Raw genomic sequence first — 17,667 nt, 5'->3', positions numbered from 1 at the left:
GGATAGAGGTTCCAGAGCCTTTTGGAATAAGTCACGCAGCGCTGATCAGTTGCCATGCCACGCTGAACATCATCACCGCCACCAGCAGGTCGAGCACCCTCCAGGTGCCGGGCCTGGCCAGCCACGGAGCCAGCCAGGCGGCGCCCAGAGCCAGGGTGAGGAACCACAGCAGGGAGGCACTCGCGGCCCCCACCACATAGGCGCCGGGCTCGACCTGCTGCGCGCCCAGGGAGCCAATCAGCAGCACGGTATCCAGGTACACGTGGGGGTTGAGCAGGGTGACCGCCAGGGCGCTGAGCATCACCGCCCGCAGCGAGCGCACGGTCTGGCCTTCGCCCTGTTGCAGGCTCTGCTTGGCGCAGGCCCGGCGCAGGGCCTGGGCGCCGTACCAGATGAGGAAGGCCGCGCCACCCCAGCGTGCGACCGCCAGCAGCATCGGGCTCTGGGTCAGTACCGTGGCCAGGCCGAACACCCCGGCCGCTACCAGCAGCGCATCGCAGGTGATGCACAGCGCTGCCACCGGCAGGTGATGCTCGCGACGCAGGCTCTGGGCCAGGACGAACGCGTTCTGGCTGCCGATCGCCATGATCAGGCCGGCGGCCACCAACAGGCCATTTACATAGCTTTGCCACATGGTCATTGCTCCTCGCCGGCGGCCAGTTGTTGCAGCACCTGCATCGCTCGCGTGGCATCGGCGTGAGCGACAAACAGGTGGTCGTGGTAGTAGCCGGCAATCACGTTGCAGCTGATTCCGGCCTGCCCCAGGGCACCGGCGAAGGCCGCTGTCAGGCCCACGGCCTCAAGTGCTGAATGCACATTGAGGGTGATCCAGGCCGCCACGTAGTCGTACCCCAGGCCCAGGCGCTCGGCCTCATGCCGGGGGACAATCACTGTCAGGCCTTCCCGCTCGCGAAAACTGCCCAGCGCTTCGCAGTCCTGCAACAGGCTGCGCTCGGCGATGGAGCAGAACACGTATTCGCCGTCATTGAGCTGCGGGCTCATGCTGCGCAGCAGGGTTGTGAGGGAGGTTTCACCGGCCATAAACAGAAATCCTTGAACGAAGAGGCAATGCAGGGGCTTTGTGCTGGCTATTTTCCGGTTTCAGGTTATATAAGAAAAACCAATATTGCTGATCACTCATTAGGAAAACTGATGTTCGACTACAAGCTGCTCTCCGCCCTGGCCGCGGTGATCGAACAGGCAGGCTTCGAACGGGCGGCCCAGGTGCTGGGGTTGTCGCAGTCGGCGATATCCCAGCGCATCAAGCTGCTGGAAGCCCGGGTCGGCCAGCCGGTGCTGGTACGGGGCACACCGCCGACCCCCACGGAAATCGGCCGACGCTTGCTCAACCATGTGCAGCAGGTGCGCCTGCTGGAGCGGGATCTGCAAAGCCTGGTGCCGGCGCTGGATGAGGAAGGCTTGCCGGAGCGCCTGCGCATCGCCCTCAACGCCGACAGCCTGGCCACCTGGTGGGCGCAAGCGGTGGGCGACTTCTGCGCCGAGCATCACTTGCTGCTGGACCTGGTGGTGGAAGACCAGACCGTGGGCCTCAAGCGCATGCGCGCCGGCGAGGTGGCGGCCTGTGTCTGTGCCAGCGAGCGCCCGGTGGCCGGTGCCCGCAGCCTGCTGTTGGGGGCCATGCGTTATCGGGCGCTGGCCAGCCCGGCCTTTATCGCCCGGCATTTTCCCCAGGGGGTGCACGCCGCACAGCTGGCCCGGACTCCGGCGCTGGTGTTCGGCCCCGATGATTTCCTGCAGCATCGCTACCTGGCGTCATTGGGCGTGGACGGTGGTTTCGAGCATCATCTGTGCCCCTCTTCCGAAGGCTTTATCCGCCTTACCGAGGCCGGCCTAGGATGGGGGCTGGTGCCCGAGCTGCAGGTTCGCGAGCAGCTCGAGCGCGGTCAACTGGTGGAATTGCTGGCGAATAAGCCCATCGATGTACCGCTGTACTGGCATCATTGGCGCAATGGCGGCCAATTGCTGGGCTTGCTTACCGAACACCTGGCGCGTTCATCGGCACAATGGCTGGTGCCTTGGGAGCAGCCTTAGGCGTCAAGCCTCAAGCTGCAAGTGGACAACTTGCACATGGCTTTTTAACTTGCAGCTTGCAGCTCGTTGCTAGTCACTGCTTTTTAGGATTACTCATGAAGATTCTGGTTACCGGCGCAAGCGGCTTCATTGGTGGGCGCTTTGCCCGCTTTGCCCTTGAGCAGGGCCTCGATGTACGGGTCAATGGCCGGCGTGCCGAGGCCGTGGAACATCTGGTGCGCCGTGGCGCCGAGTTCGTCCAGGGCGACCTGGGTGACGCCGACCTGGTGCGCGAGCTCTGCCGCGACGTCGACAGCGTGGTGCACTGCGCTGGCGCCGTGGGCCTGTGGGGCCGCTATCAGGACTTCCACCAGGGCAATGTGCAGGTCACCGAAAATGTGGTCGAAGCCTGTCTCAAGCAGCGGGTGCAGCGCCTGGTGCACCTGTCCTCGCCCTCGGTCTATTTCGATGGCCGCGATCACCTGGGGCTGACCGAGGAGCAGGTGCCCAAGCGCTTCAAGCACCCTTATGCAGCCACCAAGTACCTGGCCGAGCAGAAGGTCTTCGGGGCCCAGGAATTCGGCCTGGAAGTCATCGCCCTGCGGCCGCGCTTCGTCACCGGCGCCGGGGACATGAGCATCTTCCCGCGGTTGTTGAAGATGCAGCGCAAGGGGCGTCTGGCGATAGTCGGCAACGGCCTGAACAAGGTCGATTTCACCAGCGTGCACAACCTCAACGACGCCCTGTTCAGCAGCTTGCAGGCCAGCGGTTCGGCCCTGGGCAAGGTCTACAACATCAGTAACGGTACGCCGGTGCCGCTGTGGGACGTGGTCAACTACGTGATGCGCCAGATGCAGGTGCCGCAAGTGACCCGCTACCGTTCCTTCGGCCTGGCCTACAGCGTGGCGGCCCTCAACGAAGGCTTCTGCAAGCTCTGGCCGGGGCGTCCGGAACCGACCCTGTCGCGCCTGGGGATGCAGGTGATGCACCGCAACTTCACCCTCGACATCAGCCGCGCCCGGCATTACCTCGGCTATGAACCCAGGGTCAGCCTGTGGACCGCCCTGGATGAATTCTGCAATTGGTGGAAAGCCCAGGACATCAGCTGAAATCAAACCGCGAGCGGCGTTGCCCGGTGCGCTCGACAAGTTGGATGCATTAGCGGTTTATACTCGCCGCACTCAGCCATCACCGCGTTTCACTAAGGTTGCCCCATGCGTAACGATGCACACGACGACTTCGATGATGTTCCCAGCCTGCGAGCCGACCCGGACGACGACGTATTTCCCGCCAGCGCTGCTGCCCGCGAACGCACCACGGTGCATTCGCGCACGGCCCCGGTGGTGAAGGCCAAGGGGCCCAGCACCGGCCCGCTCTGGGCACTGGTGGGCGCCTTGTTCTTTGCCTTTATGGGCCTGGCCTGGTGGAGCTTCCAGCAGATCTCGCTGATGGAGCAGCAACTGGTGGCGACCCAGGAAAGCTTCGCCAGGATCAGTGAAGAAGCTGCCGGACGCTTGCAGGATATCTCCGGCAAGGTGGTGGCCAGCCAGACCAATGTCACCACTGACAGCGAAGCCTTGAAGCTGCAGATCAAGCAGCTGGAAAACCGTCTGCAGGACCAGAATCGCCAGCAGCAGGGCGTGGCAGGGCAGGCCACCGACCTGGACAAGCGCCTGGCGCAGATCGGCGCCCAGGCTGCCGAGCAACAGGCGGCCAATGCGCAGTTACAGGCACAGGTGAAAGCCCTGAGCGGCGAACTGGCCGGCCTCAAGGGCGCCCAGGCCGACAGCGGCAAGGTCGATGCCCAGCTCAAGAGCCTGAGTGCCGATCTGGCCGCGCTGAAGAAGCAGGGCAATCCGAGCGCCGCCATCGAGCGCCTGGAGCAGGACCTGATCGTGCTCAAGAGCCAGCAGGACAACCGTCCCGCCGCCGCCCAGAACGGCGCCAGCACCGCCGAGTTCGATGCTTTCCGCGGGCAGGTCACGCGCAACATCAACACCCTGCAAAGCCAGATCCAGAACCTGCAACAGCAGATCAACACCCGTCCTTGAAAGGCTTGTGCCCTGTCGCGCATCGACGCGACAGGGCACTGGCGTGCGCTGAATGTTCACCCATATCCTGCAGCCGTCTACGCTCTTGCAACGTCAATCGGAACGAGGAGCGAGCGATGCGGCATTGGCAGAAAACGACCTGGCTGGGCTGGTTGCTGTTGCTGTGCCTGGGCCCGGTGCAGGCGGCGGATGACGGGGTGGCGGCGCGGGCCCTGCTGGAGAAGGCCCTGGGCTATTACCACGAGCAGGGTGACAAGGCCTTTGCCGCCTTCAGTCGCCAGGGCGAGTTCGTTGATCAGGATCGCTATGTGTTCGTGGTGGATACCCGGGGGGTGATGCTGGCCAGTGGCGGGCCTTCCTCGGCGCTGATCGGCCGCAATGTGTCCGAGGTGCTGGGCCCGGACCTGCGCAAGGCGTTCAAGGATGCGCTGAAAACCCCGGAGGCCCAGGGTATCCAGCAGGCCGAATACCGCTGGCAGAACTGGGCCGACGGCAAGATCGAACGCAAGCACGTGTATTTCCAGCGCGTCGGCGAGCGCATCCTGGCGGTGGGCTATTACCTGCCCAGGGCCTCGGCGGAGCAGGCCAAGGCCCTGCTGGAACGGGCGGCCACGGCCCTGGGCACTGATCGCACGGCAACACTCAAGGCAATCAACGATCTGCGTGGCGGCTTTCTCGAAGACGATCTCTATGTGTTCGTGGTGGATCTCGACAGCCGGCGCTACCTGGCCCATGGCACCAACCTGCGCCTGCTCAATACCGATTTCGCCAAGGTTAGGGACCCGGAGGGCAAGCCGGTGGGCGAGCCGATCCTGGCGCTGATGGCTGGCCAGGATCAGGGGGAATACCAGTACCGCTGGAAGAATCCGGTGACCGGCAAGGTCGAGGACAAGCACGCCTACCTGCGCAAGGTCGGCAAGCTGCTGGTGGCGGTGGGGTACTACAGCCCCTGATCGGGCCAGCAGGCTCCGAAGTGGGCTACAGGCTCAGCGGGCCTTGTCTTCGCGGCCGCGCAACAGCCGGTTGGGCATCGCGATCGCCGCCGCCAACCCCAGCAGGGAGACCCCGGCGCTGACCAGCAGCAGATGGCGGAAGGTCAGCAGCAGCTCGCCGCGCAGGGCATCCCGCGCGGCTCCCGGTGCGGCATTCAGACCGTCGAGCAGGGCGTTGCCGGAGCCTTCGCTCATCAGCCCGGCGCCGCTCAGGTGAGCCAGGCTGGAGTCTTGCAGCAAGGCCAGCAGCAAGGCCGACATCAGGGCCACGCCCACCGCGCCACCCAGGGCGCGAAACAGGTTGGTGGTGCTGGTGGCCACGCCGATATCCCGTTGCTCCACCGCATTCTGCGTGCCCACCAGCGAGGTGGGAAACTGCATGCCGCCAGCGATGCCGCACAGCAGCATGAACAGGCTGCTGGGCAGCAGCGCCTGTGGCGGCACCAGGGCCATGCCGAGAATCGACAGCGGCATCAGCAGCGCGCCACCGAGGATCATCGGCTTGTAGCGGCCGGTGACCGAGGTCAGGCGACCGGCGCAGTAGGCACCCATCGGCAAGCCCATGGCCAATGGCAACAGATGCAACGCGGCGCTGTCGGCCCCGGCCCCGGTGATGCTCTGGAAGCGCAGGGGCATCAGCACGATCAGCGAGATGGCCTGGAAGCTGGTGAAGAAGATCGTGCACCAGCACAGCAACGCACTGCGGTTGGCGAACAGGTGCATCGGCAGCAAGGGTTCCCGGGTGCGGCGTTCATGCCAGACGAACAGCGCCAGGACGATCAGCCCAATGGCCAGCAGGTCGAGCACCTCGGCGCTACGCCAGGAATGGCCCTGGCCCACCTGGGTGATGCCCAGCAGCAGGGCGCTGAGGCCGATGATCAACAGCAGGGTGCCGAGGTAGTCGATGATCGGCTTGCGCTGCGGCACCGGCAGCCCCACCAGGGTGCGATAGGCCACCCACCAGGCGCCCAAGCCCAGGGGCAGGTTGATCAGGAACACCCAGCGCCAGGACAGGAATTCGGTCATGTAGCCGCCCAGCACCGGGCCGGCGACGCTGGCCACCGCGTACATGCTGCTGAAGTAGCCCTGGTAGCGGCCGCGTTCCCGTGGCGGGACTATGTCGCCGATGATCGCCTGGCTCACCGAGATCATGCCGCCAGCGCCGATGCCCTGGAAAATCCGCGCCAGCACCAGTTGTTCCATGTTCTGCGCCAGGCCGCAGAACAGCGAGGCCAGGGTGAACAGGCCCATGCCGAACAGCATCAGCCGGCGGCGGCCATACAGGTCGCCGAGCTTGCCGTAGATGGGCACGGCCACGGTCATTGCCACCATGTAGCCGGAAATCACCCAGGCCAGCAGCCCGACATCCTTGAACTGGGCGGAAATCGCCGGCATGGACACCGCGACAATGGTCTGGTCCAGGGCGCCGAGAAAGATCGCCAGCATCAGGGCGATCAGCACACTGCGGATGACCGGCTTGACCGGGGCGGGCTGTTGAAAGTGCGTCACGGAGGAACCTGCAGAGGGTGATGGCCCCGCAGATTCTGTCCTGCGGGAATAGGCATCAGTGTACTCGATAGCTGCCTATCGGATAGCTCGGCAAGGAAGTTTGCAGCGGTTTTTTATCGGCCGTCCATCCGCGTGCCTAGGGGTCGAAGCAGAGCCCGGCGGACAAAGATTGTGGCACTTGGGATTACTCGATAATGGGACGCATTCTGTATAGTGTCTGCGCTGCGCCGGCCCTCTCCAAATCCAGCGGATGGGTCTTTAATTGGCATGCCGGAGTTTGCATTTTTCCTGGGTGAATCCGTCGATTGCAGGGCTGGGGCCCGCCCTCCTGAATGACGGCTTTTTCCTGGGAAGCCCTTATCGTCCGCTACCTCGAGGCCCGGATTGCCGTGATGAACAAGCCTGCCCTTGCGGCCATTCCCGTGTTCAAGCTGTATGGCGAGAACCAGCAGTGGCCCACTCCGGACCTGCTCCATTGCGAGTCCATCAGCCAGCGTAGCCGCGAGCATCACTGGGAAATCAAACCCCATCGGCATGCCGATCTTTGCCAGTTGCTGTTGCTCTCCCGCGGGCGGGCTGAACTTGAGATCGAGGGGCAGCGCACGTGCCTGGAGCAGCCGCTGGTGCAGGTGCTGCCGCCGCTGTCGGTCCATGGTTTTCGTTTCTCCGAAGACATCGACGGCTTTGTGGTGACCCTGGCCGCGCCGTTGCTCAGCCACCTGCAAACCCAGCTGGGCACCGCAGCCGAGGTCCTGGAGCTTCCCGGCAGCTACCCGGCGGGAAACGACGCCCAGTACCTCAACGATTTGTTCGCCGCCTTGCACTGCGAGTACCAGGCCCAGCAGCCGGCCCGGGAAATGCTCATGCACGCCCAGGTGGGCATGATTGCGGTGTGGCTCGGGCGCCAGGCGTTGCAGCGCAGCACTACGCGCCAGCGTCCGCAACGCGCGCGGGAATACTTCAATGGTTTTATGCAGTTGGTGGAAGCCCACTATCGGGAGCATGTGAAGGTGGAAGACCTGGCCCAGCGTCTGGGCATCTCGGTGTCGCACCTCAATGGCACCTGCCGCGAACTGGCCGGGCAACCGGCGCTGCAGATCATGCACCAGCGTCAGCTGCTGGAGGCCAAACGCCTGCTGACCTATACCGGCATGACCATCTACGAGATTTCCGCCGACCTGGGGTTTTCCGATCCGACCAACTTCACCCGGCTGTTCCGGCGCCGGGAAGGGATCTCGCCCAAGGCCTTTCGCGACCAGCTCAAGGCCGCAGGCCAGGGATCTGCGCCCTTTACCTGAGGGCGTTCAAGGTGGCGTTGTGGGGGATGCAGTGCTCCAAGTTACAGCTGGCGTATTCGCTGCGCGGCTGCATGCGGGCCTGCTCGACGCGGTAAGCGGCGGTACCGTACAACGCCAGGGTCGCGGTGCAGGTCAGGAAGATGGCCAGGTACCTTCTTATCTTGATATTCATGGCAGTGACCTCTGAACCAGTACCCGCAGTTTTTGCAGGGGTACTGCTATCAGCATAGGTCAGTTACAGGGGCTTTCCAGGCCGCCGTCGGGGTTACAGGCCTTGATCCCAGAGCGGTTCCTGGGGAAATCTCAGAACCAGGAAGTCGAGCATGCTGCGCAGGGTCGCGGGCATATGCTTGCGTGAGGCGTAGACCGCATACATGTTCATTCGTCGCGGTTCGGCATGGGCCAGCAGGCGTACCAGCTCCCCGCGCTGGAGGTATTTCCCGGCCTGGTAGCTGGGCAGCATGGCGATGCCGGCGCCGGCCATGGCGGTGCGCAGCAAGGTGCTGGCCTCGTTGGCGCTGATATTGCCCTGCACCGGCACCGAGACCTGCTCGCCGTCCTGTTCAAAATGCCACAGGCTCTTGCCGAAATAGGAATGGGTCAGGCAGTTGTGCCGGCTCAGGTCTTCCACCCGTTGCGGCGCCGGGTGCTCTTGCAGGTAGGCCGGGGAGGCGCAGATTACCGAGCGACAAACGGTCAGGCGCCGGGCGATCAGGTTCGGGTCCAGGTCGTTGCTGGTACGGATCGCCAGGTCGATACGTTCGTCCACCAGGTTCACGGTGCGATCGAGCATCTGCAAATCGATGCTCACCCCCGGGTAGCGCCTCACGTACTCGGCCATGGCATCGGCCAGTTGCGCCTGGCCGAACGAGGTGCTGACGCTGATGCGCAGCAAGCCGCGGGGCGCATCCTCGGGTTCGCCGACGGCGGCTTGCATGTCGTTGGACAGCTCCAGCATCTGCCGGCAGCGGGGCAGGATCTCGCCACCGGCCGCGGTCAGGCTGAGCTTGCGCGTGGTGCGATGCATCAGCCGCGCGCCAACCCAGTCCTCCAGTTCCGCCAGGTAACGTGAAACCACCGGCCGTGAAAGGTCCAGGTGGTCGGCGGCGGCCGATTGGCTGCCCAGGTCGACGACGGTGACGAAGACCCGCATTGCTTGGAGACGATCCATGATTTGCCCGCTTTCAGAAACAAACTATGTCCAAGCATCGCATTTTTTGTAGCGAGTCCGGCAACTAAGCTTTACCCACTTGCACACAGTCCTACCTACGCGGAGCTGCCTTCATGATCGGATTCACTTCACTCAAACGCCTGCTGCTGGCCACCGCCACCCTGGGTTTCGTCGCCCATGCTGCCGCTGCCGAGCCCAGCCTGACCCTGGATGTCTACAACCCGGGAGCCAACGCCATCTTCCCGGTGACTTCGGTACTGGTCAGCGGCAAGAAAGACGCGATCCTGGTGGATGCCCAGTTCGGCAAATCCCAGGCCCAGCAACTGGTGGAAAAGATCCGCGCCAGCGGCAAGCACCTGACCACCATCTACATCAGCCACGGTGACCCGGACTATTACTTCGGCCTCGACACCCTGACCGCCGCCTTCCCCGATGCCAAGGTCGTGGCCTCGCAGCCGACGGTGGCGCACATCAAGGCCACGGTGGACGGCAAGCTGGCTTTCTGGGGCCCGAAAATGGGCGCCGACGTGCCTGCCAAGACCATTGTGCCGAGCGTGCTCAAGGGCCACAGCCTGACCCTGGAAGGGCAGAAGCTGGACATCATCGGCCTGGACGGCAAGCAGCCTGACCGCAGCTTCGTATGGATTCCGTCGATCAAGGCGGTGGTCGGTGGCGTGGTGGTCGCGGAGAACATCCATGTGTGGATGGCCGATACCCAGACCCCAGAGTCCCATGCGGACTGGCTGAGCACCTTGAAATCCATCGACGCCCTGCAACCCAAGACCGTGATCCCCGGGCATTTCCTCGGTGACAGCGCACGTTCCCTGGCGCCGGTGCACTTCACCGCCGACTACATCAAGGCCTTCGACGAAGAGACGGCCAAGGCCAAGGACTCCGCGCAACTGATCGCGGCCATGAAGAAGCGTTACCCGGACCTGGGCGAAGACAGCTCCCTGGAGCTCAGCGCCAAGGTCGCCAAGGGCGAAATGCAGTGGTGACAGCGTTTTGACCCGCCCCCGTTCGGGGGCGGGTAACTCCCGACTCTCTTAGCCAACTGGAGATTTGTCATGAGCAAGATTGCAATCATTGGCGCCACCGGTCGTGCCGGTAGCCAACTCCTGGAAGAAGCCCTGCGCCGTGGCCACAGCGTGACGGCCATCGCCCGCAACATCGCGTCGATTGCTGAGCGTGACGGTGTGGTCAGTCGCGCCGTGGATGTGGCCGACAGCGCCGCGTTGCAAGCGGCAGTGGCCGGTCACGATGTGGTGATCAGCGCCGCGCATTTCGCCAGCATCGCCGCCAGCGCCATCATCGACCCGGTGAATAAGGCCGGGGTCAAGCGCCTGCTGGTGGTGGGCGGTGCCGGTTCGCTGTTGCTGCCCGACGGCAGCCGGGTGATCGACAGCCCGGGTTTCCCTGCGGAGTACAAGGCCGAGGCCAGTGCCGGCTCGGTCTACCTGGACACCCTGCGCCAGGAGCATGAACTGGACTGGACCTTCCTTTCGCCCTCGGCGGAGTTTGTCGAAGCCGAGCGTACCGGGCATTTCCGCCTGGGCCAGGACCACCTGCTGTTCAGCGCCGAAGGGCGCAGCTGGATCAGCTTCGCCGACTACGCGATTGCCCTGATCGACGAAGTGGAGAAACCCGCTCACCGTCGTCAGCGTTTCACCGTCGGCTACTGATATCGCCCCAGCCGCTGGCGCGATCGTGCCAGCGGCGCACGCAGCTCGCTCGATTCAGCGCAGTTGCGCCTGCTGCACCAGCCAATTCAGCAGTTCCTGCAACGGCGCTGACGGCCCCGGACGCTCCGGGTACACCAGGTAATAGGCCTGTCCCGTCGGCACCTTCAGTGCAAAGGGCATGACCAGCCGCCCGGCACTCAGGTCATCGCCAATCAACGCCCAATCGCCAATCGCCACGCCGGTTCCCTGGGATGCCACCGACATCGCCAAGTCCAGGGTCTCGAAATGCTGGCCCTTGCCCAGGGTATTGAGTGAAGTGCCCGCCGCCTTCAACCAGCTCTGCCAGTCCCTTTGATCATGGGAAGGATGCAGCAGCAGATGCTGTTGCAGGTCCGCCGGGGTCTTCAGCGGCACCGGCCCTTCCAGCAGGGGGCCTGAGCAGACCGGTGTCAGCTGCTCGTTGAACAGATGCTGGGAACCGAGGCTGGGTGGCGGCGGGGCGCCGTACATCACCGCGGCATCGAAGGGTTCGCGGCTGAAATCGACGCCGTGCTGGACGGTGGTGGTCAGTTGCACTGGCACCTCCGGGCGTTCCTTCTGCCATTGCAACAGCCTGGGCAGCAACCAGCGCATCACGCAGGTCGGGGCCTTGAGGCGCAGGTTGCGGTTGCGGCCACCTATCTCGTCCACCGCGCCATTGATCAGTTCGAACACCTGCTGCACCCGTGGCAACCATTCCTGGCCTTCGGCAGTCAGGCTCAGGCCCCGGGCCTGGCGCTGGAACAAGGGGTAGCCCAGATGACTTTCCAGCCCGGCGATCTGCCGGCTCACCGCGCCCTGGGTGATATGCAACTGCTCGGCGGCGCGGGTGAAGTTGCAGCACTGGGCGGTCACCAGAAAGGTGTGCAACGCGGGCAAGGGAGGCAGGCGGCTCATGGCGGGCTCAGGCATGACGTAAGGACATGGCTAGTATGACTTTTTATCCATTGTTGCCACCAGCGCCCCCCGCTCCAATAGCCCCGTCCCGACGCCTGCTGCTAGGTGCGCGGTTTCCAATCATAAGAAGGGCGAACACATGGCAACGTGCGGCGAAGTGCTGGTCAAGTTACTTGAGGGTTATGGGGTCGAGCAGGTGTTCGGTATTCCCGGAGTGCACACCGTCGAGCTGTACCGCGGCCTGGCCCGCTCTTCCATCAACCACGTGACCCCGCGCCACGAACAGGGCGCGGGTTTCATGGCCGATGGTTATGCCCGTACCAGTGGCAAGCCCGGTGTGTGTTTCATCATTACCGGCCCCGGCATGACCAATATCACCACCGCCATGGGCCAGGCCTATGCCGATTCGATCCCCATGCTGGTGATTTCCAGCGTGCAGAGCCGCAGCCAGTTGGGCGGTGGTCGCGGCAAGCTGCACGAGCTGCCCAACCAGAGCGCGCTGGTGGGGGGAGTGGCGGCGTTTTCCCACACCCTGATGTCTGCCGATGAATTGCCGGTGGTGCTGGCCCGGGCTTTTGCCCTGTTCCAGGCCGGACGCCCGCGGCCGGTGCACATCGAGATTCCCCTCGATGTACTGGTGCAGGACGCCGACCACCTGCTGGCCAGCCGGCCGGTGAGTATCGCCCGCGCCGGTGCTGCCCCGGATGCCGTGGCGCGCATGGCGCAGTTGCTGGCCCAGGCCCGGCGGCCGTTGATCCTGGCCGGAGGCGGCGCCATCGACGCCGCCGAACCCCTGACCCGCCTGGCGGAACTGTTGCAGGCCCCGGTGGCGCTGACCATCAATGCCAAGGGCATGCTGCCCTCGGCGCACCCGCTGCTGATCGGTTCCACCCAGTCGCTGGTGGCGACCCGAGCCCTGGTGGCAGAAGCCGATGTGGTGCTGGCCATCGGCACCGAGCTGGCGGAAACCGACTATGACGTGACCTTCGCCGGCGGTTTCGAGATTCCCGGGGCCTTGCTGCGGATCGATATCGACCCCGACCAGTGCGTGCGCAACTACCCGCCGCAAGTGGCCCTGGTGGCCGATGCGCGGATCGCCGCCCAGGCCCTGCTGGATCAGCTGTCCCGGCAAGCCTTGAGTGAACGCCGCAGCGACTGGGGCGTAACCCGCGCCGGCGCTTTGCGCGAAACCCTGGCGGCCTCCTGGGATGCCCCGACCCGGGCCCAGACCGGTTTTCTACAGGCGGTGCTGGAAGCCTTGCCGGAGATCGTCCTGGTGGGCGACTCCACCCAGCCGGTGTACAGCGGCAACCTGACCTTCAACCCCGAACGGCCTCGGCGCTGGTTCAACGCTTCCACCGGCTACGGCACCCTGGGCTATGCCTTGCCGGCGGCCATCGGCGCCTGGCTCGGCGGCGCTGCACAAGCCAGCGAACGGCGGCCGGTGGCCTGCCTGATCGGCGATGGCGGCTTGCAGTTCACCCTGGCGGAACTGGCCTGCGCGGTGGAAGCGCGCACGCCGATCATCGTCCTGTTGTGGAATAACCAGGGTTATGAAGAGATCAAGAAATACATGGTCAATCGCGCCATCGAACCGGTGGGGGTGGATATCTACACCCCGGACTTCGTCGCCGTGGCCAAGGGCCTGGGCTGCGCTGCCGAGCGCATCGAGGATCGCCAGCAACTGCAGGCGGCGTTGCGTCTGGCCACCGATCGCCAGGGGCCGACCCTGATTGAAATTGACCAGCATCGCTGGACCCAGGGAGTAATGGCATAAGGGCGCAAGCGGTTGGCAAGCGCGCAAGTTGCCAACTCGCCGCTCAGGGCCTGGCTTCCAGCCGCAGGCGCGCCATGTCCCGCAAGGGCGGTGCGCCGAACAGCCGGCTGTATTCGCGGCTGAACTGCGACGGGCTTTCGTAGCCAACCCGATAGCCTGCGGCCGAAGCCTCCAGGCCCTCGGTCAGCATCAGCCGCCGCGCTTCCTGCAGGCGCAGTTGCTTCTGATACTGCAAGGGGCTCATGGCGGTCATGGCCTTGAAGCGGTGATGCAGGGTCGAAACGCTGAGGTTCACTTCCCGGGCCAGGTCGTCGATGCGCAGCGATTTTTCGAAGTGGCCGTTGAGCCACTTGATCGCCTGGTTGACCCGGTGGCTCTGGCTGTTGGCGGTGGCGATCTCGTACAGGCGATGGCCCTGGGGGCTGCGCAGCAGGCGGTAGAGAATCTCCCGGCGTACCAGCGGCGCCAGCATGGCGATGTCCTTCGGGGTGTCGAGCAGGCGGGTCAGGCGCAGCACCGCATCGAGCATCGGCGGGTCCAGGTGCTCCACATACAGGCCGCGTCCTGTGGGGCGGGCCGGTACGCCCAGGGGCCCGGCATCGGCGATCAACGCATTGATCTCGCCGGGGTCGATATCCAGGCGCAGCGCCAGGATGGGTTCTGCGGGGGAAACCATCGCCACCTTGCCGCTCAAGGGCACGGCCACCGACACCACCAGGTAGTTCAGCGGATCGTAATTGTAGGTTTCATCGGCCAGGCGCACTTCCTTGCGGCCCTGGGCCATGATGCACAGGGCCGGCTGGGCCAGTACCGGGGCGAAGTGGTGGGAACTGCTGTGGCGCGAGACGAACAGCGACTCGATGGCCGTGGCATGGCTGCCATCATTGATCGTGTGGCGCTCGATGATCGCGGCCAGCTCCACCCGCTGTTTCTCCATCTCCGGAGCCAGGGGCGGCTGCAGGTGGTGCAGTGATGACATGGGCGCAGCCTCCGGAAGTTGTGATCGGCACAGCTTAAATTTGTGCAAGCAACCCGACTAGGCGATTCCTGCGTAAAAATTGCCTGATCCTGCTACCTGCGCGCGCGATGGACAAGGCGCTCCGATAACCGGGCCCTTCACTTGCTTGAAACACCGCTGTAGCCCTTCTGTCGTGCAAGGGTGGGTTGCCCGGCAGCCAGCCGGGGTTATCGCAGGAATGGGCAAATCGGCAGCAGGAATCGACTAACGCCGGGGACAGCCTCACCCGTATCGTTGATCCTGTCGCAGCCCGTCCCCCGGCTGCCACGTCAACACCCTGGGAGGGTCGCACATGTCCACGCATATTCCCGTCAGCCATATGGCTTTTGTCCGCGCCCGGGCCGGGCGTTCCAAGGAGTTGGGCGCACGCTTGAGCAGCCTGATCGAACCGTCGCGCCAGGCCGCCGGTTGCCTGCATTTCGCCCTGCAGCATTCGCAGTGCGATGCCGATCTGTGGCTGGTGTCCGGTTTCTGGAGCAGCCAGCAGCACATGACCGCCTACTTCAATTCACCGGCCATGGCGATTTTCGCCGAGCTGGTGCAGGACCTGGTGGTCAACAGCCTGGATTTCCATACCTTCAGCAATGTGTCGGCACTCGACGCATGGGGCGAATACCCGCAACTGCATCGGGCGCCGCTACACCAGCTGGCCAGTTGAAGGTTTAGAATGGCCAACTTTCCATAGGCCAGGACCCGCAACATGGCACGCAAAGAGTTTGCCCATTACGAAGCCGTTTCCGCTGTCGTTCCAGGGGAGGGAGGCTACAGCGCGGCAATCGCCGTCAAGGCCCTGGATGCCTCGGGCGCACCACGCTTTCACAAGGTTCTGCCCGAGCAGAAATTCAACACTGCGCATGAGGCCGACCAGGCTGCCGCGCTGCAACTCGAGCAACTGATCGACGTCGATGCCGATGGCGAGCTGAGCTTTCAAGCCCACTGAGTTGCAACCTACCCACGCGCCCCTGGGCGCTGCATTTTGAACAGGGCCTCTGGCCCCAGCTGGAAGTAATCCGCCGGCCCGCCGCCGCGCAGAATGGGTTCTGCCGCGGCGGTGTCGTAGATCCCGTCCTTGAGCAGCCACTTGGCGATATGCACGGCGACCACTTCGCCGAGAATCAGCCAACTGGGCACCAACTCCCGGTCCGCACGCTGCAACTGAATGATCTGGGTGACCTTGCACTCGAAGGACACCGGGCTTTCGCCCACCCGCGGCACGCTGATGACCTTCGATGCTACGGGCGTCAGGCCCGCTAGTTGAAACTCGTCTACCTGTGGCGCAACCGCCGCGCAGCTCTGGTTCATCTGCTCGGCCAGGGGCCGGGTGGCCAGGTTCCAGGCGAACTCGCCGGTCTGTTCGATATTGTTCAGGCTGTCTTTGCGACCGACGCTGGAGAAACCGATGATCGGCGGAATGTAGTTGAAGGCATTGAAGAAGCTGTAGGGCGCCAGGTTCAGCCGGCCTTCGCGGTCCTGGGAAGAGATCCAGCCGATGGGGCGCGGCCCGACGATGGCATTGAACGGGTCATGGGGCAGACCGTGGCCCTGGGCGGGTTCGTAGTAGTGGATGTCGTCGGACATGACGCAAGGTTCCTGCTGGGGCCAATGAAGGGCGCCATAGTGCAGCGCGCACCGGTCGAATTCCAGCGCTGCGCCCTGGGTGATCCGGGAAGCGGAAGATTTACCCCCGCGAGAAAAAACTAAGCCCGGCCAAGGCCGGGCTGTGGTGTCAGCCGAGTTGATCAGCTGATGCTGGCGGAACCGGTGCGGTCATAGCCATCGGCGGCCAAGGTAGCGGAGCCGGTGCGGTCGTAGCCATCGGCAGCCAAGGTGGCGGAACCAGTGCGGTCGTAGCCATCGGCGGCCAAGGTGGCGGAACCGGTGCGGTCGTAGCCATCGGCGGCCAAGGTGGCGGAACCGGTGCGGTCGTAGCCATCGGCGGCCAAGGTAGCGGAACCGGTGCGGTCGTAGCCGTCGGCAGCGAAGGTATTGGCAGCCAGTACCGAAAGGGTCAGAGCGAGGATCAGTTTGCTTTTCATGATGTTGACTCCAGGTTGCTTGAGCTGAGTAGGTTGGGCTTGGGATTAATCCTACGCCGATCATTTCGATTAAAAAGCGCAAATTAACGCTAATAAATATCGTACAAATCGATGTATCTGCGTTCGCCTTTTACAGCCGATCAGCGCATTCAAGCCTCACTGTTGATACGGGCCAGGGAGTGGAATGGATTCGTTAGTAGGCTATGAATTACGGATTAACTGATCATTAATTGATCGATATTGATGTAACAGGACGTTTCAACGGTTTTTTCATTCGCTCCCGACCTATTTTTCACCCCTCGCCCCGCAGCCTCCGCGCAGGCCTGCAACCCAAGACAGGCCACCGTGAATGTGACCCTTGGAGCTCTCTTGCGAATGAACAAACTTCCACAGATCACCCTGGCCTTCTGGGTCATGAAAATCTGCGCGACAACCCTGGGCGAAACCGCCGGGGACCTGCTGTCGATGACCCTCAACGTTGGCTACGCGATCAGTTCGATGATCCTGATCAGCGTGTTCCTGCTGACCCTGGTGACCCAGCTGTTTTCGAAAAGCTACAACCCGGTGCTGTACTGGATGGTGATCCTCTCCACCAGCACCGCCGGCACCACCATGTCGGACTTTATGGACCGCACCCTGGGCCTGGGCTACGCCAGCGGCTCGCTGATCCTGATCGGTATCCTGCTGGCGATCTTCGCCGCCTGGCGCCTGAGCGGCGACTCGCTGAACGTCAACAAGATCCAGAGTTTTCGCGGCGAGCTGTTCTATTGGATGGCCATCCTGTTCTCCAACACCCTGGGCACGGCCCTGGGCGATTACCTGGCGGACGATTCGGGGCTGGGCTTTGCTGGCGGGGCGCTGCTGATTGGCTCGACCATCGCGGTGGTGGTGTTGCTCAAGTACTGCACCAAGCTCTCGTCGGTGCTGCTGTTCTGGGTGGCCTTCGTGCTGACCCGGCCGTTTGGTGCGACCTTGGGCGACTTCCTGACCAAACCCCATGAAAAGGGCGGCCTGGATTTCGGTACCATCGGCTCGTCGGCGGTATTGGCGGGGATACTGCTGGCGCTGATCGTCGGCGCATCCTGGGCCCAGAACCGTTACGCGCGCCAAGGCGCCGCCGAACTCTCCTGAGCCACACCCACTTTCTGGAGGAGCCGGCTTGCCGG

At 63.9% G+C, this 17,667-nt stretch carries 20 protein-coding genes; 11 read left to right on the top strand and 9 right to left on the bottom strand.

All coding sequences use genetic code 11. From position 1 onward, the window contains the following. Positions 1-31 precede the first annotated feature (31 nt). Together J4P02_RS15165 and J4P02_RS15160 are read right to left on the bottom strand one after the other, a co-directional pair. Positions 32-634, bottom strand: coding sequence for a LysE/ArgO family amino acid transporter (locus J4P02_RS15165; protein ID WP_426191656.1), 603 nt, complete (start codon positions 632-634; stop codon positions 32-34). Positions 635-636: 2 nt separating this feature from the next. Further along, complete coding sequence (locus J4P02_RS15160) at positions 637-1,041, bottom strand: ACT domain-containing protein (protein ID WP_426191575.1); 405 nt, start codon at positions 1,039-1,041, stop codon at positions 637-639. Positions 1,042-1,152: 111 nt separating this feature from the next. On the opposite strand from J4P02_RS15160, the gene J4P02_RS15155 reads away from it, so the two are divergent. From J4P02_RS15155 to J4P02_RS15140, 4 genes are all read left to right on the top strand, one after another. After that, a complete protein-coding gene (locus J4P02_RS15155; RefSeq protein ID WP_426191573.1) occupies positions 1,153-2,052 on the top strand; it encodes a LysR family transcriptional regulator ArgP in 900 nt (299 codons plus the stop codon). A 95-nt stretch (positions 2,053-2,147) separates the two neighbouring features. After that, a complete protein-coding gene (locus tag J4P02_RS15150) occupies positions 2,148-3,140 on the top strand; it encodes an NAD-dependent epimerase/dehydratase family protein (RefSeq protein ID WP_426191571.1) in 993 nt (330 codons plus the stop codon). Between the two features lie 105 nt (positions 3,141-3,245). Continuing rightward, on the top strand, positions 3,246-4,082 hold the full coding sequence (locus tag J4P02_RS15145; protein WP_426191569.1) for an ATPase: 837 nt from the start codon (positions 3,246-3,248) through the stop codon (positions 4,080-4,082). Positions 4,083-4,198: 116 nt separating this feature from the next. Beyond that, a complete protein-coding gene (locus tag J4P02_RS15140; protein WP_426191568.1) occupies positions 4,199-5,035 on the top strand; it encodes a cache domain-containing protein in 837 nt (278 codons plus the stop codon). Positions 5,036-5,068: 33 nt separating this feature from the next. Here J4P02_RS15140 and J4P02_RS15135 read toward each other — a convergent pair whose 3' ends face one another. Then, entirely contained in the window at positions 5,069-6,520 is a 1,452-nt protein-coding gene (locus J4P02_RS15135; protein ID WP_426191654.1) for an MDR family MFS transporter, read from the bottom strand. A 455-nt stretch (positions 6,521-6,975) separates the two neighbouring features. Here J4P02_RS15135 and J4P02_RS15130 point away from each other — a divergent pair, with 455 nt between their 5' ends. After that, a complete protein-coding gene (locus tag J4P02_RS15130) occupies positions 6,976-7,881 on the top strand; it encodes a helix-turn-helix domain-containing protein (RefSeq protein WP_426191566.1) in 906 nt (301 codons plus the stop codon). On the opposite strand, the gene J4P02_RS15125 is transcribed toward J4P02_RS15130, so the two are convergent. Beyond that, complete coding sequence (locus J4P02_RS15125; RefSeq protein ID WP_426191564.1) at positions 7,874-8,053, bottom strand: hypothetical protein; 180 nt, start codon at positions 8,051-8,053, stop codon at positions 7,874-7,876. The genes J4P02_RS15130 and J4P02_RS15125 overlap by 8 nt on opposite strands. 93 nt (positions 8,054-8,146) lie before the next feature. Beyond that, on the bottom strand, positions 8,147-9,052 hold the full coding sequence (locus J4P02_RS15120) for a LysR family transcriptional regulator (protein WP_426191562.1): 906 nt from the start codon (positions 9,050-9,052) through the stop codon (positions 8,147-8,149). A gap of 113 nt (positions 9,053-9,165) precedes the next feature. Between J4P02_RS15120 and J4P02_RS15115 the strand changes: the two genes are divergently transcribed. Together J4P02_RS15115 and J4P02_RS15110 are read left to right on the top strand one after the other, a co-directional pair. Continuing rightward, positions 9,166-10,050: an MBL fold metallo-hydrolase gene (locus J4P02_RS15115; RefSeq protein ID WP_426191560.1), complete on the top strand. Its 885-nt coding sequence runs from the start codon at positions 9,166-9,168 to the stop codon at positions 10,048-10,050. A 69-nt stretch (positions 10,051-10,119) separates the two neighbouring features. After that, the gene (locus tag J4P02_RS15110; RefSeq protein ID WP_426191558.1) at positions 10,120-10,734 is read left to right on the top strand and encodes an NAD(P)-dependent oxidoreductase; all 615 of its coding nucleotides are present in this window, start codon (positions 10,120-10,122) and stop codon (positions 10,732-10,734) included. Positions 10,735-10,788: 54 nt separating this feature from the next. Here J4P02_RS15110 and J4P02_RS15105 read toward each other — a convergent pair whose 3' ends face one another. Further along, complete coding sequence (locus tag J4P02_RS15105; protein ID WP_426191556.1) at positions 10,789-11,670, bottom strand: LysR substrate-binding domain-containing protein; 882 nt, start codon at positions 11,668-11,670, stop codon at positions 10,789-10,791. Positions 11,671-11,809: 139 nt separating this feature from the next. Between J4P02_RS15105 and J4P02_RS15100 the strand changes: the two genes are divergently transcribed. Then, positions 11,810-13,447, top strand: a complete 1,638-nt coding sequence (locus J4P02_RS15100; RefSeq protein WP_426191554.1) for a 5-guanidino-2-oxopentanoate decarboxylase — start codon at positions 11,810-11,812, stop codon at positions 13,445-13,447. A 43-nt stretch (positions 13,448-13,490) separates the two neighbouring features. Here the strand turns inward: J4P02_RS15100 and J4P02_RS15095 are convergent, their stop codons facing one another. Beyond that, a complete protein-coding gene (locus J4P02_RS15095) occupies positions 13,491-14,426 on the bottom strand; it encodes an AraC family transcriptional regulator (RefSeq protein ID WP_426191552.1) in 936 nt (311 codons plus the stop codon). Positions 14,427-14,757: 331 nt separating this feature from the next. Here J4P02_RS15095 and J4P02_RS15090 point away from each other — a divergent pair, with 331 nt between their 5' ends. Both J4P02_RS15090 and J4P02_RS15085 read left to right on the top strand, forming a co-directional pair. Continuing rightward, a complete protein-coding gene (locus J4P02_RS15090) occupies positions 14,758-15,123 on the top strand; it encodes a putative quinol monooxygenase (protein WP_426191550.1) in 366 nt (121 codons plus the stop codon). A gap of 42 nt (positions 15,124-15,165) precedes the next feature. Beyond that, positions 15,166-15,405: a hypothetical protein gene (locus J4P02_RS15085; protein ID WP_426191548.1), complete on the top strand. Its 240-nt coding sequence runs from the start codon at positions 15,166-15,168 to the stop codon at positions 15,403-15,405. 8 nt (positions 15,406-15,413) lie between these two features. On the opposite strand, the gene J4P02_RS15080 is transcribed toward J4P02_RS15085, so the two are convergent. Together J4P02_RS15080 and J4P02_RS15075 are read right to left on the bottom strand one after the other, a co-directional pair. Then, positions 15,414-16,043 (bottom strand): flavin reductase family protein, encoded by a 630-nt coding sequence (locus J4P02_RS15080; RefSeq protein WP_426191546.1) that lies wholly within the window; start codon positions 16,041-16,043, stop codon positions 15,414-15,416. 161 nt (positions 16,044-16,204) lie between these two features. After that, the gene (locus J4P02_RS15075) at positions 16,205-16,501 is read right to left on the bottom strand and encodes a hypothetical protein (RefSeq protein WP_426191544.1); all 297 of its coding nucleotides are present in this window, start codon (positions 16,499-16,501) and stop codon (positions 16,205-16,207) included. 375 nt (positions 16,502-16,876) lie between these two features. Here J4P02_RS15075 and J4P02_RS15070 point away from each other — a divergent pair, with 375 nt between their 5' ends. Then, on the top strand, positions 16,877-17,632 hold the full coding sequence (locus J4P02_RS15070) for a hypothetical protein (RefSeq protein ID WP_426191542.1): 756 nt from the start codon (positions 16,877-16,879) through the stop codon (positions 17,630-17,632). Positions 17,633-17,667 lie beyond the last annotated feature (35 nt).

It is taken from the genome of Pseudomonas sp. NFXW11 (genome assembly GCF_049887815.1).
Lineage (GTDB): Bacteria > Pseudomonadota > Gammaproteobacteria > Pseudomonadales > Pseudomonadaceae > Aquipseudomonas.
This window is presented reverse-complemented; position numbering and strand designations above follow the sequence as displayed.

Bases quoted from the DNA above. Each gene is read 5' to 3' on its own strand.
- J4P02_RS15165 (WP_426191656.1), bottom strand. From the start codon at position 634: ATGTGGCAAAGCTATGTAAATGGCCTGTTGGTGGCCGCCGGCCTGATC.
- J4P02_RS15160 (WP_426191575.1), bottom strand. From the start codon at position 1,041: ATGGCCGGTGAAACCTCCCTCACAACCCTGCTGCGCAGCATGAGCCCG.
- J4P02_RS15155 (WP_426191573.1), top strand. From the start codon at position 1,153: ATGTTCGACTACAAGCTGCTCTCCGCCCTGGCCGCGGTGATCGAACAG.
- J4P02_RS15150 (WP_426191571.1), top strand. From the start codon at position 2,148: ATGAAGATTCTGGTTACCGGCGCAAGCGGCTTCATTGGTGGGCGCTTT.
- J4P02_RS15145 (WP_426191569.1), top strand. From the start codon at position 3,246: ATGCGTAACGATGCACACGACGACTTCGATGATGTTCCCAGCCTGCGA.
- J4P02_RS15140 (WP_426191568.1), top strand. From the start codon at position 4,199: ATGCGGCATTGGCAGAAAACGACCTGGCTGGGCTGGTTGCTGTTGCTG.
- J4P02_RS15135 (WP_426191654.1), bottom strand. From the start codon at position 6,520: ATGCTGGCGATCTTTCTCGGCGCCCTGGACCAGACCATTGTCGCGGTG.
- J4P02_RS15130 (WP_426191566.1), top strand. From the start codon at position 6,976: ATGAACAAGCCTGCCCTTGCGGCCATTCCCGTGTTCAAGCTGTATGGC.
- J4P02_RS15125 (WP_426191564.1), bottom strand. From the start codon at position 8,053: ATGAATATCAAGATAAGAAGGTACCTGGCCATCTTCCTGACCTGCACC.
- J4P02_RS15120 (WP_426191562.1), bottom strand. From the start codon at position 9,052: ATGGATCGTCTCCAAGCAATGCGGGTCTTCGTCACCGTCGTCGACCTG.
- J4P02_RS15115 (WP_426191560.1), top strand. From the start codon at position 9,166: ATGATCGGATTCACTTCACTCAAACGCCTGCTGCTGGCCACCGCCACC.
- J4P02_RS15110 (WP_426191558.1), top strand. From the start codon at position 10,120: ATGAGCAAGATTGCAATCATTGGCGCCACCGGTCGTGCCGGTAGCCAA.
- J4P02_RS15105 (WP_426191556.1), bottom strand. From the start codon at position 11,670: ATGAGCCGCCTGCCTCCCTTGCCCGCGTTGCACACCTTTCTGGTGACC.
- J4P02_RS15100 (WP_426191554.1), top strand. From the start codon at position 11,810: ATGGCAACGTGCGGCGAAGTGCTGGTCAAGTTACTTGAGGGTTATGGG.
- J4P02_RS15095 (WP_426191552.1), bottom strand. From the start codon at position 14,426: ATGTCATCACTGCACCACCTGCAGCCGCCCCTGGCTCCGGAGATGGAG.
- J4P02_RS15090 (WP_426191550.1), top strand. From the start codon at position 14,758: ATGTCCACGCATATTCCCGTCAGCCATATGGCTTTTGTCCGCGCCCGG.
- J4P02_RS15085 (WP_426191548.1), top strand. From the start codon at position 15,166: ATGGCACGCAAAGAGTTTGCCCATTACGAAGCCGTTTCCGCTGTCGTT.
- J4P02_RS15080 (WP_426191546.1), bottom strand. From the start codon at position 16,043: ATGTCCGACGACATCCACTACTACGAACCCGCCCAGGGCCACGGTCTG.
- J4P02_RS15075 (WP_426191544.1), bottom strand. From the start codon at position 16,501: ATGAAAAGCAAACTGATCCTCGCTCTGACCCTTTCGGTACTGGCTGCC.
- J4P02_RS15070 (WP_426191542.1), top strand. From the start codon at position 16,877: ATGAACAAACTTCCACAGATCACCCTGGCCTTCTGGGTCATGAAAATC.